Raw genomic sequence first — 17,158 nt, forward strand, 5'->3', positions numbered from 1 at the left:
CCGTGCAAGCACGGCGCTTCATGGAGCACGCAAAGGCGGAGCGGGTGGTCAACGAATTGCCGAGGTGTCGGCCAGCAAAAAAGGCGCGACGGGGCACGGGCGAAAGAAATGAGGGCATTCCACGCGTCATCATGGATGGCAGGGCGGAGTCCGCGGACGCGGTTGGCGTCCAGTTGCGCGTCCTGTCACTCGTGCCACGGGCCCGATGCATGTGCAGGCGGGCCGGCGGCGGCGAGTCGCGTGAAGCGACCACAAAGAGCGAATTGACGGACGGCCTGTCCGGACGAAACCCGCGGCGGGCGAATCGGGCGGCATGCTGCTTGTTAGAGTTTTGCCGCCGGACCGCCATGGCAACGCGGTAACCGGATACTGAGCCGGCCGGCACCAGCTTTGGTGCGGCAAGGGCTTCTTTCACCAAGCGGGCGCCGTATGGAAACCATTGGCGCCCGCTTTTGAATTCTGTTCTACCAGCTGCTCGTTCCACGCTGACCGACGTTGCCGATGTGATCTTTGGTCCACATCTTGCGCAGTGAGACAGCGGTGCGTGCTGCTATCGTGCCGATCAGACCGGCCACGTGATTAGCTTTGTAACACAAGTGGGCGGGAGAGCGGCACGTTCCGGACGGAAACGGTGGCTGTGTACAATAGCTGTTGTTTCGTCCCGACCGGCTTTGCTGGCGCCTAAACGACTGTCCAGCGAGAAAATTATATTGAAAATGAATGAGTTACGCCATCCATTTGATGGCCGCATTCAACAAGCGGTACGTGACGCACTCGACGGCAAATCCGTTGCCTATGTTGAGATCGGCGACGACGCCGAAGGTCAGCGCATCGACAATTTCCTGATGCGGCTCGCCAAGGGCGTGCCCAAAAGCCATCTCTACCGCATCCTGCGCTCCGGGGAGGTGCGGGTCAACAAAGGCCGCGTCGACGCGGAATACCGCCTGAAGCTGGGGGACATCGTGCGGATTCCGCCGCTGCGGATCGCCCAGCAGGTGGAGGCGCCGCGTGCGGTGCCTGCCGCGGAATTCACCATCCTCCACGAAGACGCGCACTTGTTGGTGATCGACAAGCCGGCCGGTGTTGCCGTGCATGGTGGCTCGGGCGTCGCGTTCGGAGTCATCGAACAGTTGCGCCAATCACGGCCAGAGGCCAAGTTTCTCGAGCTCGTGCATCGGCTGGATCGAGAAACGTCGGGTGTATTGCTGCTGGCCAAGAAGCGCTCGGCGCTGGTCGCGCTGCACGAGCAGATTCGCGAGGGGCGGCTGGATAAGCGATATTTCGCGGCCGTCAAGGGCGTCTGGCCGCATCAGCGCCAGCACATCAAGGCCCCGCTGCATAAGTTCACCACCCCTGAGGGCGAACGGCGCGTGCGCGTTCAGGCGGATGGGCAGCCATCGCATACCATCTTCAACAAGCTCGGTGTGTTCGGGCCATACACGCTGCTTGAAGCCGAATTGAAAACCGGTCGCACGCACCAGATCCGCGTGCATCTTGCCCATGCCGGGTTTCCTATCCTCGGCGACGAAAAATACGGTGATTTCGCACTGAACAAGGCGCTGTCGCGCGCAAATGCCGTTCCGCGGCTTGCGCGGATGTTCCTGCATGCGCATCGCCTGCAACTCACGCATCCGCATAGCGGTGAAACCGTCACCTTCAATGCGCCGTTGCCACGCGAATGCGCCGATTTCCTGAAAGCCCTCCACTCCGACAATTCCGATGCCGCAGCAGCGCTTTGATCTGATCGTGTTCGACTGGGATGGCACGTTGATGGACTCGACGCCGGCGATTACGCGCTCGATCCAGCTCGCGTGTCGTGACCTTGGCCTGCCTGTGCCAGACGATACGCGCGCCAGCCATGTCATCGGCCTGGGTTTGAGGGATGCACTGGAGTACGCTGTCCCGACGCTGGATCCGGCGGATTACGGCAAGCTCGCCGAGCGCTATCGCTTTCATTACCTCAGTCGCGACGCGCATCTCGTCCTGTTCCCGGGGGTGCGCGAGATGCTGGACACGTTGCGGCGCGAGAACTATCTGCTCGCGGTGGCGACGGGCAAGTCGCGCGTGGGCCTGCAGCGTGCGATGGAAGCGACCGGCCTGACTGGCGTGTTCGACAACACCCGCTGCGCCGACGAGACGTTCTCCAAGCCGCACCCGGCCATGCTGCTCGAGCTCACGCGTGACCTCGGGATGGACGTTGAGCGCACGTTGATGATCGGCGATACCACGCATGATCTGCAGATGGCTGCCAATGCGGGCGCCGCCGGCGTCGCCGTTGCCTATGGTGCGCATCCCGCCGACGTGCTGCACACGCTTGCACCGCTGTACTGCGCGCAGTCGGTGTCCGATCTGCACCGCTGGTTGGCCGACCATGCCTGAGGTTGGCGGGCCGGTCCGCGTTTGCGAGAGCGCCGCGCTGGAAGATGGCGGCCTGGGTGTGCGTTTTTCCGTGGAGGTACGGGGGCGTGCGATGAGTGCCTTTGTCGTGCGCTACGCAGGCGGAGTGCACGGGTATCTGAACCAGTGCGCGCACGTACCGATGGAAATGGATTGGCAGGAAGGGCAGTTTTTTGAAAGCTCAGGGCTGTACCTGATGTGCGCTACGCATGGCGCCATTTACGAACCCGATACTGGCCGATGCGTTGGCGGGCCATGCCGCGGCGCGCACCTGTCGAAGCTCGACGTTGCCGAGCGCGATGGCGCAGTCTGGTGGCAGCCCGATGCGTTGTTCCGCGCACCCAACGCCGTGCCGCCGGCGAACTGACGTGATCCAGATCTTCGATTTTTCCGACTCCTCCCTATCTCGCCCATGACCGATTCGAACCCGCCGAAATCGCCTGAAGAGCGCGCCGGCAAGCCTGAAGCCCTGGAAGTCACGCAGCAAGCCGATCATCCGCTGGAAGCCGAGTTGCGTGATCCGGCCGCCGGCCGGCCGGCATCGGGGCAGGCAGCCGCATCGGCCGAGGCTGGCGGGTGGGAGCGGGCAATGCTCGAGAAGGTGCTGATGGCGAGCCTCCGGGAGCAGCGTGCCGCGCGTCGCTGGCGCATCTTCTTCCGCTTTGTGTCACTGGCCCTCGTCGCCCTGATGATCTACGTGTTTGCCAGCTTTGAAGGCGAGACGGTCAGTACCGGGCGTCACACCGCGCTGGTCTCGCTCGACGGCGAAATCGCCGCGAAGACGAACGCCAGCGCCGAGAACATCAACGCTTCCCTGCAGGCCGCGTTTGCGGATGACAACACGGTCGGCGTGATTCTCAAGATCAATTCCCCGGGCGGCTCACCGGTGCAGGCGGGCATGATCAACGACGAAATTCGTCGCCTGCGAGCCAAGCACAAGAACATCCCGCTGTACGTGGTGGTCGAGGAGATGTGTGCCTCGGGCGGTTACTACGTGGCCGCTGCCGCGGACAAGATCTATGTCGACAAGGCGAGCATCGTCGGCTCGATCGGAGTGCTGATGGACGGCTTCGGCTTTACTGGCCTGATGGACAAGGTGGGTGTGGAGCGTCGTCTGCTCACTGCGGGGTCGAACAAGGGAATGCTCGATCCGTTTTCCCCGGTATCACCGCAGCAGAAGCAGTACGCGCAGGAAATGCTTGACCAGGTGCATCAGCAATTCATCGATGTGGTCAAGCAGGGCCGCGGCAATCGGTTGAAGGATGATCCAACGTTGTTCACGGGGCTCTTCTGGACGGGCGCCAAGGCCGTGGATCTGGGCTTGGCGGATGCGATCGGCAGCTCGGATTTCGTCGCGCGCAACGTGATCAAGGCGCCGGATGTGGTCGATTACACCATCAAGGAAAATTTCGCCTCGCGCGTGGCACGCAAGCTGGGCACGGCGATGGGGGCAGGTGCGATCGAGGCGCTCGCTGCTACCGGCCAGCTCAAGCTGCTGATGAAGGAATAGCGCTCATCGCGCCAAGATCGAGAAGATGGCGGGCCGTTTGTGCAAGTCCAGCCGGCCTGCGCCCCAATCACTGACGGGCAGCGTGACAATCTGCTCGCTCGGCAGTGTCAGGTCCACCGCAATGGACAGCAGCGTGCCTGGCGCACAGGCGGCCTGGATGGCGTCGAGCAAAGCGCCATTGCGGTAGGGCGTCTCGATGAAGACCTGCGTTTGTCCCGCTGCGCGCGAGTGCTGCTCCAGAGCGCGCAGCTTGGTCTTGCGTTCTGCCGTGTCGACCGGCAGGTAGCCGTTGAACGCGAAGCTCTGGCCGTTCAGGCCAGAACCCATCACGGCCAACAGGATCGAACTTGGCCCCACAAGCGGCTTAACGCGCACGCCGTGTCGGTGTGCCAAGCGAACGAGGTTCGCACCCGGGTCAGCCACCGCTGGCACGCCGGCCTCTGACATCAGCCCGGCATCTTGGCCGGCAAGCACGGGTGCCAGCAGGGCTTCCAGTTCAGATTCCGGCGTCTTGACGTTCAACTCGCGAATGGTGATTTCCTGGAGCGATCGCGCAAGCGGGGTCGTCTCAGCCAGTTTCTTGAGGAGGGCGCGGGCGGTCTTGGCGTGCTCCGCAACAAAATAATCGAGCCGGGCCGCGATATGCTGGACGCCCGCCGGAATCACGTCGGGCAGCGGGTCGTCTGCGTCGCGCAGGCCCAGCGTATTCGGAATGAGGTAGAGCGTACCGGTCATGGCTTACGCAAACAGAGGGTAATGCACGTTACGCAGCATGCTCGTCAGCGCAATGAGTGGAAGGCCCACCAGCGCGGTCGGGTCCGACGACTCCACGCGCTCGAGCAGCGCAATGCCCAGACCCTCGGATTTCGCGCTGCCGGCCACATCGTACGGGTGTTCCAGATGGAGATAGGCATCCAGTTCCTCGTCGGTCAGGTCGCGGAAGGTGGCGAGTGTACGAACGTCCTCGCTTTGGTGCCCCCCGGTGCGGCCGTCATACAGGCACAAGGCCGAGTGGAATGTGACGGTGCGGCCGCGCATCCAATGAAGCTGGGCCAGTGCGCGGGCGTGGTCGCCCGGTTTGCCGACCTGCTTGCCGTCGAGTGTGGCCACTTGGTCGGAGCCGATCACCAATGCGCCTGGATGGGCCGACGCGACTTTCTCCGCCTTCTGCCGCGCCAGACGCAGCGCAGTCTGTTCAGGCGACTCGCCTGCGGCAGGCGTCTCGTCGATATCCGGTACCACGATCTCGAACGGCAGGCGCAGGCGCTCAAGCAGTTCACGCCGATAGGGGGAGCTGGACGCGAGAATCAATGGCGGACGCGAGGCAGAAGTCATAAGTGCTTGAAGATGCAGTGGATTTTGAGCGAAAACCTTTTGACGTCTGAGGTTTCTGCCCGCTATAATCCCGCGTTTCGCGGTTTGGCCGCGCAGTGTCGCAAACCGGGCGCCCAGGCGCAAGGTGCTGTGAGCGCTGCAAGTTGCCTTTCGGTTTCGCGCATCAACGGCTCGCGTTCAGCAGGTTCGATCAGTGGATTTTCGTGCATTCGATCTTTTCGCGTTCATCCGCGCTGGCGAACAGGCGAGCGGCTCTATCGGTTTGAACGATATGCCCCGTCTGCGGGCCGAACAGGCCGCCGATGCCCCGGCCGATGCCAACGTGCAATTCCGTTGGCGCATGCAGGGTTCGGTGCGCGACCAGACTTTCGTCGCGGGTCAGCCAACGCATCAGCGCCTGTTTGTCGACCTGGAAGTGGATGGCGCGGTGTGGCTGCAGTGCCAGCGCTGCCTCAAGGGGTACGAGCAGGCATTGCCGGTGCGTACCCGTCTGGAGGTCATGCGCTCAGAGGCGGAAGCCGATGCGGCACCGCTGGATGATGACGAAGCGGATGTCATCGTCGGCTCGCGCAGCTTCGATTTGATCACGCAGATCGAAGACGAATTGCTGCTTGCGTTGCCCGTATCGCCGCGTCATGCAGTCTGTCCGGATGAGGTCTTGCCGGAAGCGGTTGAAGCCGAAAAGAAGCCATCGCCGTTCGCGGTGCTGGCCAATCTGAAAACCAAACATTAGGCGCACGCGCATCGTGTGCTGATGGCAGTACGTTTCACACGCCTACCGGAATGGCTACGCTCCGGCTCCGTGTGATGTGATAAAATCGATCAAATTGCTTAGGAGTCAGTCATGGCTGTTCAACAAAACAAGAAGTCGCCGTCCAAGCGCGGCATGCATCGTTCGCACGATTTTCTGACGGCGGCCCCGATCGCTGTCGAGCCGACCACCGGTGAAACCCATCTGCGCCACCACGTGAGCCCGAACGGCTATTATCGTGGCCGCAAGGTTGTCAAGACCAAGAACGACTGATGCGGATTGCCAGTCCTCTGGCAAGCGTGTCGGGTTGGTCTGAACGCACAGGTTCATGATGCAAACAAAGAAAGCGGCAAGCCAATTTGCCGCTTTTTTTGTTGAGCGGGGTCCGGTAAAGCGTGTACCGGTTTGTGTACCATACGCGCGCCAACGGCCGGAGCCGCACATGAAACCGCAACTCAGATTCGCATGACCATCAAGCTTGCCATCGACTGCATGGGTGGCGATCACGGCGTTGGCGTGACGATCCCGGCAGCGATCCAATTTCTCGCCGCGCACGCAGATGTCGAGATGCTGCTCGTGGGGCAGCCCGATGCCGTCGCGGCACAGCTCAAACGGCTTCACGCCACAGCCAACCCTCGCATCCACGTCATCGCGGCCACCGAGGTCGTGTCGATGGATGACCCGGTTGAGGTTGCATTGCGCAAGAAGAAGGACTCTTCGATGCGCGTTGCCATTAATCAGGTCAAGGAGGGCGCAGCTCAGGCGTGCGTTTCTGCCGGCAATACCGGCGCCTTGATGGCCGTGTCGCGTTACGTTCTCAAGACGCTGGACGGCATCGATCGCCCCGCCATCGCAACCGCCATCCCGAACGAAAAAGGCGCCGGCACCACGGTGCTCGATCTTGGCGCCAACGCCGATTGCGAGCCTGAGCATCTGCTCCAGTTTGCGCAGATGGCTTCGGCGATGGTCTCGGTGGTCGAGCAGAAGCCTCGCCCGACGGTGGGCCTGCTCAATATTGGCGAAGAAGTGATCAAGGGCAATGAGGTCGTCAAGCAGGCGGGTGAGTTGCTGCGCGCCTCCGATCTCAACTTTTTCGGCAACGTCGAAGGCAACGATATCTTCAAGGGCACGACCGACATCGTCGTCTGTGACGGCTTCGTCGGCAACGTCGCGCTCAAGAGCACGGAGGGACTCGCCAAGATGATCGGCGAGATGCTGCGCCAGGAGTTCAGCCGTTCGTGGTTCACCAAGTTGCTGGCGGTGGTGGCGCTGCCCGTTCTCGTGCGTTTTAAACGCCGTGTCGATCATCGGCGCTACAATGGCGCCGCGCTGCTTGGCTTGCGCGGTCTTGTGATCAAGAGCCACGGTTCGGCTGACGCCTACGCGTTTGAATGGGCGATCAAGCGTGCCTATGATGCGGCGGCCAACGGCGTGATCGCCCGCATTGCGCAGGCGTTCGAATCGCACGGCGACGCAGCGGACAGCGCGCCTGCCGTTGCGCACATATCCACCTCTACCCCGGCCGCCGACGCTGCCTGAGCGCGTTGCTCCCGAGTCAGATTTCACCCCACCGCATATGACACGTTACGCAAGGATCATCGGTACGGGCAGCTATTTGCCGCCCAAGCGGGTCACCAATGACGAACTGGCGGCGCAATTGGCCGAAAAAGGCATCGAGACGAGCGATGAATGGATCGTCTCGCGCAGCGGCATTCGTGCGCGCCATTTCGCGGAACCCAACGTCGCCTGCAGCGATCTCGCCGTGAAAGCGGCCGAGCGCGCCATCGAGGCGGCTGGTATCGACCGCAGCGAGATCGACCTGATCATGGTGGCGACGTCCACGCCGGATTTCGTCTTCCCCAGTGCGGCGTGCCTCGTGCAGCAGAAGCTCGGCATCACCAATGGTTGCCCGGCATTTGACGTGCAGGCAGTGTGTTCCGGCTTCGTCTACGCCCTCGCAACGGCCGATAAATTCATCCGTGCCGGCGGCTATCGCAACATTCTGGTGATCGGTTCGGAAGTCTTCTCCCGCATCATCGATTTCAACGATCGGACTACGTGCGTCCTGTTTGGTGACGGCGCCGGCGCTGTGGTCCTGCAGGCGTCGGATGAGCCCGGCATTCTGTCGACCGCGTTGCACGCCGACGGCAGTCATGCCGATATCCTGTGCGTGCCCGGAAACGTAGCCGCGGGTGCGATCCAGGGCAGCGCTCTCCTGTACATGGACGGCCAGGCCGTGTTCAAGCTCGCCGTGACGGTGCTCGACAAGGTCGCGCGTGAAGCCCTGGCCGCTGCGAAGCTGGAGGCCTCGCAGGTGGACTGGCTGATTCCGCACCAGGCCAATATCCGCATCATGCAAGGCACGACGAAGAAGTTGGGCCTGTCGAACGAGCGGCTCATCGTGACAGTCGACGAACACGGCAACACATCGGCCGCGTCGATTCCGCTCGCGCTCGACGCCGCGGTGCGCGACGGGCGCATCCAGCGCGGTCATCACGTGATGCTTGAAGGCGTGGGTGGTGGTTTTACCTGGGGCGCCGCATTGCTGCGCTTCTGATACACGAATCTCAGAAAACACAACACGAGCCATGACATTTGCTTTCGTCTTTCCCGGCCAGGGTTCGCAGTCGGTCGGCATGCTCAATGCATTTGCCGACCATCCTGCCGTTGCGGCCACGTTGGCCGAGGCGTCCGACGCGCTCGGTCAGGATATCGGCAAGCTGATCGCCGAGGGCCCGGCGGAAGAACTGAACCTGACCACCAACACGCAGCCGGTCATGCTGACGGCCGCTGTTGCCGTCTATCGCGCATGGCTGGCCGCGGGTGGTCCTGCACCGTCCATCGTGGCGGGCCATAGCCTGGGCGAATACTCTGCACTGGTCGCGGCGGGCGCGATCGCGTTCAAGGATGCCGTGCCGCTCGTGCGTTTCCGCGCCAAGGCGATGCAGGAGGCTGTTCCGGTGGGCGAGGGCGGTATGGCAGCGATTCTCGGGCTGTCGGACGATGACGTGCGTGCGGCATGCGCTGAGGCCTCGGCAGTCGGCGTGGTTGAAGCCGTGAATTTCAATGCGCCGGCCCAAGTGGTGATCGCTGGCGCCAAGGCGGCTGTCGAAAAAGCCTGCGAGATCGCGAAGACCAAGGGCGCCAAGCGCGCGCTGCCGCTGCCGGTGTCGGCGCCGTTCCACTCGACGCTACTCAAGCCGGCTTCGGATCGTCTGCGCGAGTACCTTGCCGGCGTTACCGTCAACACGCCGGTCATTCCGGTCATCAACAACGTGGACGTGGCAATCGTGAACGACCCGGCTGCCATCAAGGACGCATTGGTGCGTCAGGCCGCTTCGCCGGTGCGCTGGGTTGAGACCGTGCAGAAGATGAAGGCTGACGGTATCGCCCGAGTGGTCGAATGCGGCCCCGGCAAGGTGCTGGCTGGTCTGACCAAACGTATTGATACGGACATCGTGGGCGATGCCATCTTTGACCCGGCTTCGCTGGAAGCGGTGCTCGGACAACTCAAATAATCGGCGGGATTCGTATGACCGGAGCATTGAACAATCAGGTCGCGCTGGTCACCGGCGCGTCGCGTGGCATCGGCCGCGCCATCGCGCTGGAACTGGCGCGACAAGGCGCAATGGTGGTCGGTACGGCCACTTCGGACGCTGGTGCGCAGGCCATCACGGCCTACTTGGCCGAGGCGGGCCTGAAAGGCGTGGGCGTGGTGCTGAACGTGAATGACGCCGCGCGCTGCGAGGCTGTCATCGACGAGACCATCAAGACCCATGGCGGCTTGAACATCCTCGTGAACAACGCCGGCATTACCCAGGACAATCTGGCGATGCGCATGAAAGACGAGGAGTGGACGTCGGTGATCGACACGAACCTCTCTGCGGTGTTCCGCCTGTCTCGCGCAGTGCTGCGTCCGATGATGAAGGCACGTGGCGGCCGCATCATCAACATCACTTCCGTGGTGGGTTCGGCTGGCAACCCGGGTCAGGCAAACTATGCTGCGGCCAAGGCGGGCGTGGAGGGCATGTCTCGCGCGTTGGCGCGCGAAATCGGCAGCCGTAACATCACGGTCAACTGCGTTGCCCCGGGCTTTATCGATACCGATATGACGAAGGTCCTGTCGGAGGAACAGCACACGGCGCTGAAGGCGCAGATCCCGTTGGGCCGTCTGGGCGCCCCTGAAGATATCGCTGGCGCCGTTGCTTTTTTGGCGTCACCGGCAGGGGGCTACATCACCGGGTCGACGTTGCACGTCAATGGCGGCATGTACATGGGATAAGAAGCCGTCCCGGCGGTGGTTGTGCGGAGTCTTGCGCATGCGCAAGAAACCGTGAAATCGCCGAACTAACTGGCTTTTAGCATCATGTTGAGCGCATTTTGTGCATGGAATTCCGCGCGGTTTTTCGCCGCGCAAACCTGCTAGAATGCGCGCACTTTTTGTCGAATACTTCCCTGGAGGGTTAAATGGACAACATCGAAGCACGCGTCAAGAAGATCGTCGCGGAACAACTCGGCGTGGCTGAGGGCGACATCAAGAACGAGTCGTCGTTCGTGAACGATCTGGGCGCGGATTCGCTCGATACGGTTGAGCTGGTGATGGCGCTGGAAGACGAATTCGGCATGGAAATCCCGGACGAAGAAGCCGAGAAGATCACCACGGTACAGCAAGCCATCGACTACGCAACCGCCCACGTCAAGGCGTAAGCGTCAATCGATCTCTTGACATCGCGGGCCACAGAAAGGGCTGTTATCCGGTTTGACCGGGTGGCGTGCTTTCTGTGGCCTTTGTCGCTGATACAGAGTTGCAGGAAAGCATAGTGAGCCGTCGTCGCGTCGTCGTAACCGGCCTGGGGCTGGTTTCTCCGGTAGGAAACTCGGTCGCCGAGGGGTGGGCCAATCTGGTCGCCGGCAAGTCCGGGATCGCCACCGTCACCAAATTCGATCATTCCAACCTGGCTGTGCACTTCGCCGGTGAAGTGAAAGGCTTCAATGTCGAGGATTACATCTCGGCCAAGGATGCCCGCCAGATGGATACGTTCATCCATTACGGCATCGCGGCCGGAGTGCAGGCGCTGAAGGACAGCGGGCTTGAAGTGACGGAGGCCAATGCTGAGCGTGTTGGCGTGCTGGTTGGCTCGGGCATTGGCGGCTTGCCGATGATCGAAGACACCCACGCCACTTACATGGAGCGCGGTCCGCGTCGCATTTCGCCGTTTTTCGTGCCGGGCTCGATCATCAACATGATCTCGGGTCACCTGAGCATCATGCACGGGTTGAAGGGCCCCAATCTGGCGGCCGTCACGGCATGTACGACCGGCCTTCATAGCATCGGCCTGGCCGCCCGCCTGATCCAGGCGGGTGACGCAGATGCGATGGTTGCTGGTGGTGCGGAATCGACCGTTTCGCCCCTTGGGATCGGCGGCTTTGCCGCGGCCCGTGCGCTGTCCACGCGCAACGAGGATCCGGCTACCGCATCCCGCCCGTGGGACAGGGATCGCGACGGCTTCGTGCTGGGCGAAGGTGCCGGGGTCATGGTGCTCGAGGAGTACGAATCGGCCAAGGCACGCGGCGCCCGCATCTACGCGGAGGTCGCTGGCTTCGGCATGAGCGGCGATGCATACCACATGACCGCGCCGAACATGGACGGTCCGCGCCGCTGCATGCTCAACGCGCTGCGCGACGCCGGCATCAACGCCGACCAGGTTCAGTACCTGAACGCGCACGGCACGTCTACGCCGCTGGGCGACAAGAATGAATCCGATGCCATCAAGGCCGCCTTCGGCGATCATGCGGGCAAAGTTGTCGTGAATTCCACCAAATCCATGACCGGTCACTTGCTGGGTGGGGCAGGGGGGCTGGAGTCGGTGTTCACGGTGCTGGCGCTGCATAACCAGGTGTCGCCGCCGACCATCAACATCTTCAATCAAGATCCCGAGTGCGATCTCGATTACTGCGCGAACACCGCGCGGGACATGAAGATCGACGTGGCCGTGAAGAATAATTTCGGCTTCGGGGGGACCAACGGCACGCTGGTCTTCAAGCGTCCGTAGGTACGAGTGGGGCGTGCCAGAGACGGCCCGCTCCGCTTGTCACTCTTACCTTGGTTGTACACCGCATCTCATTTCCCGAGCCATATCGGCGGCTATGCATGATCGGTCGCCTCGGCATCACGAGTCTTCTCTGCGTTGCCTTGTCCTGGTCGATCGCCGCGTGGGGTGCCGCATGGTCAATTGCGGCGTGGTGTGTGGTTGGCACGTTGGTGCTCGCGGCAAGTGTTCCTCTGGTGACGAATCGGTCGCCGCTTGAGATGGAACTGATGTGGCGGACGCGTCTCAAAACAGATGATGAATCCGGGCAGCCCATATGGCAGGTACGCTTGGCGATGCCCCAAGCGATCCGAAACGCGCCGCTGCTATGGTCTTGGGCGGTCGGTGAGCGTGTCCTGATTCTCGGCGTCGCGCACCGCGGCTGGTGTCCGCAGATTTTTGTGCTGATCCCACCGTGGTTCGCTCCCAAGCTGTTGCGCCGTATGCGAAGTCTGCTGCGCCTGGGGCCGCCTCCAGCGACTACCCGGGTGTCCGGTGTGTCGTAGGTAAAATGCAACATCCATAGTCACAAAAATTCAAGGCGATACACTGCAGGTGAAGAATCCGTGAGCGAACGCGAAGCCGACCAGATCCTCGTCGAACGCGTCCAGCAAGGCGACAAGCGGGCGTTTGAGCTGCTGGTGGTCAAGTACCACCGGAAGATCATTCGCCTCGTCTCCCGCTTGATCCGTGATGCGGCTGAAGTCGAGGATGTGGCACAGGATGCCTTTATCAAGGCCTACCGGGCGCTGCCTCAGTTCCGGGGTGAGTCTGCGTTCTACACGTGGCTGTATCGCATCGCGGTCAACACGGCCAAGAACTACCTCGCGACCCAGGGTCGACGCCCGGAGTCGTCCAGTGACATCGACACCGAAGAGGCTGAAACTTTTGCCGACGGTGAACAACTAAGGGATATCAATACGCCGGACTCCATGCTGCACACCAAGCAGGTGGCCGAAACAGTCAACCGCGCGATGGAAGCGCTGCCCGAAGAATTGCGTACCGCAATCACGCTTCGGGAGATCGAGGGTCTGAGCTATGAGGAAATCGCCGAAGCGATGGAATGCCCGATCGGAACGGTCCGGTCGCGGATCTTCCGGGCGCGCGAGGCGATTGCCGAGAAGTTGCGCCCCTTGCTGGGAACGGTGGAGGGCAAACGGTGGTAGCCAGCCGATATGACAAGCCGGCGGCCGGAAGCGGCTGCAAACGGTGAAACCTCGGGAAGTCTTCTCTCGGATCGTTGATTGGACGTTGGAGTTTTTGGGGTCGGGAAATGGGTCAGGCTCAATTGCAGACGGCAGAAGCGGAGTTCGCACTACGCATCTCTGCCTTGATGGACGGTGAAGTTGCTGCGCACGAAGTGTCGTCCGCGGTGGAACTCGCCAAGGACGGCGACGGTGCCACGCACTGGCGGGAGTACCAACTGATCGGCGACGCGCTTCGGTCAGAAGATCTCCTGAATATGCGTTCGTCTGAAGATTTCCTTGACAGGTTTTCCGCCCGTCTCGACGCCGAACCGCACCTGCTTGTGCCGGGTGTCGCGCAACGCTCTCAATCTCGCGATCGACACCGCTTTCTGGTGAGCCCTGCGTGGGTCCGTCGGATCATGCCGTCGACCGCAGTGGCCGCCGCGGTGGCAGCAGTCAGTTGGGTCGTCGTGCCGCAACTGCATGGCCGCGCCGATGGCAGCGATGGCTCGCCTGCGCTGGTTGCCAAGGCGACGCAGGGCCCGGGCGCCGGCGCGCAGGCTCTGACCGTGGCGGCTGCCGATGACACGCCAATGATCCGTGACGCCCGTCTGGACGAATATCTGAGTGCCCATCGCCAATCGGCGACCAACGGCATGGTGGTTCCGTATCTGCGCGCGGTGGCCAACGGGGTGGCAAACACCCAGGACTCCAATCAGGAATAATGCGGGCATCCATGTCGAAGGTGTGGCACCCCGTTGCCGGGGCAGGCGCCCGCAAGCTGCAGGCCGTTCGTCGGTCCGTCTTCATTCTCTTCTGTGCTTCGGCGTTGGCCACTGCTGCGCAGCCACAGCCGGCTCCCATGCCGCGCAAGGAGGCTGCTTCGTGGCTGACGAAGATCCACCGTGCTGCCCTGAAGCAAAACTACGTGGGCACGCTGACGTATCAGCGCGGCACCGGCATCCATTCCACGCGCATTCAGCATTATGCTGATCTCTTCAACAACGAGTACGAGCGCGTGGAAGCGCTGGATGGCAAGCAGCGCGAGATGCTGCGCCAGAACGATGTCGTCCGCAATCTGATTTACGACATCAAGCTGGTCGTCACCGAAAAGCAGGAGCACAAGGACAGCTTCCCTGCGTTGCTCGCCACGACCAATGGCGATGTGCTCGATCAGTACGACATGCGGCACCTGCCGCCCGAGCGTGTGGCTGGCATGGATTGCGAGGTCTTCCAGCTGGATCCCAAGGATGGGTTCCGCTACGCCTACCGTATCTGGGCGGAACACAACAGCGGCTTGCTGATGCGTGCGCAGACCATCGGTGAGGATGGCAAGGTGCTCGAGCAGGTCGCCTTCTCGCAAGTCGAATTGGGTGTGCCATCGGAGAAGCAGAAGATTGTTGCCGCGCTCAAAAGCTTGAGCGGCTGGAATCACTACGAAGTCGTCACGCAACCCACCAACCTTGCCGAGCAGGGCTGGACGATCGGAATACCCGTCAAGGGCTTCCAGAAGATTCGGGAAGTCCGCCGACCGCTCGGCGATATCGCGCCGGCAGGCAAGGGTGGCCACGCTTTCGAGGTGCAGCAGGTCGTGTTCAGCGATGGGCTTGCCGGGCTGTCGCTCTTCATCGAGCCGGTCTCCGAAAAACGCATGCGTCGTGAGGGCTTCATATCCCAGGGTGCTACGCATGTGATGGTGCGCCGCGTCGCCGATTTCTGGCTGACGGTCGTGGGCGAAGTGCCGTTTGCTACCATCAAGCAGTTTGGAGCAGCGGTGGACTATAAGCCGACCGCTGCCAACGCCGTGAACGGGGCCAGCCGGCCGGCTACCAGCGCTTCCCAATAAGCTGGCACTTGCCGCTTCGGCTGCCGTTCGGCCTCGCCTCGTCAGCGCGATTTCTCTAGTTGTTTCTATTTCGGGGAGCTTTCATGCGTACCGCTCGATCCCTCCATGCCTTGCGTTTGCTGTGTGTTGCCGCCGTTGTGGCGGTGGGAGGGGCACTGGTGCCGGCCCACGCGCAGAATCCCGTTGGTGGCGGGGCCGCGGGTACTTACGGTCTGCCCGACTTCGCCGATCTGGTGGAGAAGGTCAGTCCTGCCGTCGTCAATATTCGCACCACCGAAAAGGTGCGCATGCGGAACGGCCCGAGCGATGACGACATGGCCGAGTTCTTTCGCCGGTTCTTTGGTGTGCCCATGCCGGGCGTGCCGGGGCAGGGGCAGGGGCAGAAGCGGCGCAACGCACCACCCCAACAGGAAGAGGAGCAGAGCCGCGGCGTCGGCTCCGGATTCATCATTTCGGGCGACGGTTATATCCTGACCAACGCACACGTGGTCGAGGGTGCCGAGACGATCTACGTTACGCTGCTCGACAAGCGCGAATTCAAGGCCAAGGTCATCGGCCTGGACAAGCGGACCGACGTCGCGCTGGTCAAGGTGGACGCGTCAGCGCTGCCAAGCCTGAAGCTAGGCGATTCTGACAGGGTTCGCGTGGGCGAGTGGGTTCTCGCCATTGGATCGCCGTTCGGGCTGGATAACACGGTCACCGCCGGCATCGTGTCTGCCAAGGGGCGGGATACCGGTGACTACCTGCCGTTCATCCAGTCCGATGTGGCGGTCAATCCGGGCAACTCTGGCGGCCCGCTGATCAACCTGCGTGGCGAGGTGATCGGGATCAACAACCAGATCTACAGCCAGAGCGGCGGTTACATGGGCATTTCGTTTTCGATCCCGATCGATGAGGCGATGCGTGTGGCTGAGCAGCTCAAGACGCAAGGCCGGGTGACGCGCGGCCGCATTGGTGTGGCGATTGACAATGTGCCGAAGGACGCCGCCGAGTCACTCGGCCTGGGCCGTGCGCGCGGGGCATATGTGGGCAACGTCGAATCGGGCGGTCCTGCCGACAAGGCAGGCATTGAGGCGGGTGACATCGTCCTGAAGTTCAATGGCCGAGACATTGAAAAGGCAGGCGATCTGCAGCGTCAGGTTGGCGAATCCAAGCCGGGCACGCGTGCAGCCGTGCAAGTCTGGCGCAAGGGTACGACGCGCGATCTGGCGGTGACCGTGGCAGAGCTGCCGTCCGATGCCAAGGTTGCGCAGCGCAGTAAGGGGCCGCAGCCAGACAGCAGCCAGCAAGGTCCGGGCAAGCCGAATGCGCTGGGTCTGGTGGTGGCGGATCTGTCTGAAGGCGCCCAGCGCGAGTTCAAAACAAAGTCGGGTGTCGAGGTGCTGGTGGCCGAAGGGCCGGCCGCACGCGTTGGTATCCGCCCCGGCGACCTGATTCTGCGGGTAGGGGATACCGATATCGCGAGCGCCAAGCAGTTCAACGAAGTGGTCGGTCGGCTTGACAAGAATCGCATGGTGGCGGTGTTTGTCCGCAGGGGCGATGCCACCCAGGTGGTGACGATGCGCCCTAGCACGGCGCGTTCGGGTGGCGGGCAGTGATCGAACTGACGCTGTACGGTCGCTCTTACTGCCACCTATGCGATGACATGAAACTCGCGCTGGAGCCACTCCGGCATGGCTTTCGTTTTGTCTTGCATGAGGTGGATGTCGACAGCGATCCTGCGCTCGAGGACCGCTTTGGCGAGCTGGTGCCGGTGCTGATGACGGGCGCGCCACACATGTCTGTTGATGGAGCCATTGAGTTGTGTCACTACTTCCTTGATGTGGCCGTCGTGCGGAAATGGCTTGCGGCGCAGACGCCCAGCCTTTGACGTGACACTGCCGCAAAAAGAGGCGCAGGAAGCCCCCTGAAATCCGGTAAAATCGCCTGTTAGCGCCGATTTTTGCGTCGCATGATTTTTGTGCGTGACCTCGGCATCGACTCCAATACCTCCCGCCGGCGCCGTCCACCGCGCGCCGGCCATGCCGGAGCCGCTTCGCGTCC

The 17,158-nt window shown here is 62.2% G+C and carries 20 protein-coding genes; 18 read left to right on the forward strand and 2 right to left on the reverse strand.

Annotation, left to right across the window (positions count from 1 at the left end; all coding sequences use genetic code 11):
* Positions 1-716: 716 nt before the first annotated feature.
* Genes R2N03_RS19690 through R2N03_RS19705 form a run of 4 tightly spaced genes read left to right on the forward strand, consistent with a single transcriptional unit; the run spans position 717 to position 3,907 of the window.
* Positions 717-1,739, forward strand: a complete 1,023-nt coding sequence (locus tag R2N03_RS19690; RefSeq protein ID WP_316659602.1) for an RluA family pseudouridine synthase — start codon at positions 717-719, stop codon at positions 1,737-1,739.
* Positions 1,720-2,379, forward strand: coding sequence for an HAD-IA family hydrolase (locus tag R2N03_RS19695; RefSeq protein WP_316659558.1), 660 nt, complete (start codon positions 1,720-1,722; stop codon positions 2,377-2,379). Before R2N03_RS19690 ends, R2N03_RS19695 begins: the two co-directional genes overlap by 20 nt.
* Positions 2,372-2,764: a Rieske (2Fe-2S) protein gene (locus R2N03_RS19700; protein ID WP_316659560.1), complete on the forward strand. Its 393-nt coding sequence runs from the start codon at positions 2,372-2,374 to the stop codon at positions 2,762-2,764. Before R2N03_RS19695 ends, R2N03_RS19700 begins: the two co-directional genes overlap by 8 nt.
* A 45-nt stretch (positions 2,765-2,809) precedes the next feature.
* Complete coding sequence (locus R2N03_RS19705; RefSeq protein ID WP_316659561.1) at positions 2,810-3,907, forward strand: S49 family peptidase; 1,098 nt, start codon at positions 2,810-2,812, stop codon at positions 3,905-3,907.
* Between the two features lie 3 nt (positions 3,908-3,910).
* Here R2N03_RS19705 and R2N03_RS19710 read toward each other — a convergent pair whose 3' ends face one another.
* Positions 3,911-4,642: an SAM-dependent methyltransferase gene (locus R2N03_RS19710; protein WP_316659562.1), complete on the reverse strand. Its 732-nt coding sequence runs from the start codon at positions 4,640-4,642 to the stop codon at positions 3,911-3,913.
* A gap of 3 nt (positions 4,643-4,645) precedes the next feature.
* Positions 4,646-5,242, reverse strand: coding sequence for a Maf-like protein (locus tag R2N03_RS19715; RefSeq protein ID WP_316659563.1), 597 nt, complete (start codon positions 5,240-5,242; stop codon positions 4,646-4,648).
* Between the two features lie 193 nt (positions 5,243-5,435).
* Between R2N03_RS19715 and R2N03_RS19720 the strand changes: the two genes are divergently transcribed.
* From R2N03_RS19720 to R2N03_RS19785, 14 genes are all read left to right on the forward strand, one after another.
* Positions 5,436-5,975, forward strand: coding sequence for a YceD family protein (locus R2N03_RS19720; RefSeq protein ID WP_316659564.1), 540 nt, complete (start codon positions 5,436-5,438; stop codon positions 5,973-5,975).
* Positions 5,976-6,086: 111 nt separating this feature from the next.
* Entirely contained in the window at positions 6,087-6,266 is a 180-nt protein-coding gene (gene rpmF / locus R2N03_RS19725) for a 50S ribosomal protein L32 (RefSeq protein WP_316659566.1), read from the forward strand.
* A 192-nt stretch (positions 6,267-6,458) separates the two neighbouring features.
* Complete coding sequence (plsX, locus tag R2N03_RS19730; RefSeq protein WP_316659567.1) at positions 6,459-7,532, forward strand: phosphate acyltransferase PlsX; 1,074 nt, start codon at positions 6,459-6,461, stop codon at positions 7,530-7,532.
* A gap of 37 nt (positions 7,533-7,569) precedes the next feature.
* Positions 7,570-8,550: a beta-ketoacyl-ACP synthase III gene (locus tag R2N03_RS19735; RefSeq protein WP_316659568.1), complete on the forward strand. Its 981-nt coding sequence runs from the start codon at positions 7,570-7,572 to the stop codon at positions 8,548-8,550.
* Positions 8,551-8,581: 31 nt separating this feature from the next.
* Positions 8,582-9,511 carry an ACP S-malonyltransferase gene (gene fabD / locus R2N03_RS19740; protein ID WP_316659569.1) on the forward strand — a complete coding sequence of 310 codons (930 nt, stop codon included), beginning with the start codon at positions 8,582-8,584 and terminating at the stop codon, positions 9,509-9,511.
* Between the two features lie 14 nt (positions 9,512-9,525).
* Complete coding sequence (fabG, locus tag R2N03_RS19745; protein WP_316659570.1) at positions 9,526-10,275, forward strand: 3-oxoacyl-ACP reductase FabG; 750 nt, start codon at positions 9,526-9,528, stop codon at positions 10,273-10,275.
* 185 nt (positions 10,276-10,460) lie between these two features.
* On the forward strand, positions 10,461-10,700 hold the full coding sequence (gene acpP / locus R2N03_RS19750) for an acyl carrier protein (RefSeq protein WP_021195372.1): 240 nt from the start codon (positions 10,461-10,463) through the stop codon (positions 10,698-10,700).
* A gap of 113 nt (positions 10,701-10,813) precedes the next feature.
* Positions 10,814-12,046: a beta-ketoacyl-ACP synthase II gene (fabF, locus tag R2N03_RS19755; protein WP_316659603.1), complete on the forward strand. Its 1,233-nt coding sequence runs from the start codon at positions 10,814-10,816 to the stop codon at positions 12,044-12,046.
* Between the two features lie 98 nt (positions 12,047-12,144).
* Entirely contained in the window at positions 12,145-12,588 is a 444-nt protein-coding gene (locus tag R2N03_RS19760; protein ID WP_316659573.1) for a hypothetical protein, read from the forward strand.
* A gap of 60 nt (positions 12,589-12,648) precedes the next feature.
* Positions 12,649-13,248 (forward strand): RNA polymerase sigma factor RpoE, encoded by a 600-nt coding sequence (rpoE, locus tag R2N03_RS19765; RefSeq protein WP_316659574.1) that lies wholly within the window; start codon positions 12,649-12,651, stop codon positions 13,246-13,248.
* Between the two features lie 107 nt (positions 13,249-13,355).
* The gene (locus R2N03_RS19770; protein WP_316659575.1) at positions 13,356-13,994 is read left to right on the forward strand and encodes a sigma-E factor negative regulatory protein; all 639 of its coding nucleotides are present in this window, start codon (positions 13,356-13,358) and stop codon (positions 13,992-13,994) included.
* 11 nt (positions 13,995-14,005) lie between these two features.
* The gene (locus R2N03_RS19775; RefSeq protein ID WP_316659576.1) at positions 14,006-15,115 is read left to right on the forward strand and encodes a MucB/RseB C-terminal domain-containing protein; all 1,110 of its coding nucleotides are present in this window, start codon (positions 14,006-14,008) and stop codon (positions 15,113-15,115) included.
* An 83-nt stretch (positions 15,116-15,198) separates the two neighbouring features.
* Positions 15,199-16,713 (forward strand): DegQ family serine endoprotease, encoded by a 1,515-nt coding sequence (locus R2N03_RS19780; protein ID WP_316659577.1) that lies wholly within the window; start codon positions 15,199-15,201, stop codon positions 16,711-16,713.
* Positions 16,710-16,985, forward strand: a complete 276-nt coding sequence (locus R2N03_RS19785) for a glutaredoxin family protein (RefSeq protein WP_316659578.1) — start codon at positions 16,710-16,712, stop codon at positions 16,983-16,985. The genes R2N03_RS19780 and R2N03_RS19785 overlap by 4 nt, the downstream gene beginning before the upstream one ends.
* Positions 16,986-17,158: the final 173 nt, after the last annotated feature.

The organism is Ralstonia condita (assembly GCF_958405655.1).
GTDB classification, from domain to species: domain Bacteria; phylum Pseudomonadota; class Gammaproteobacteria; order Burkholderiales; family Burkholderiaceae; genus Ralstonia; species Ralstonia condita.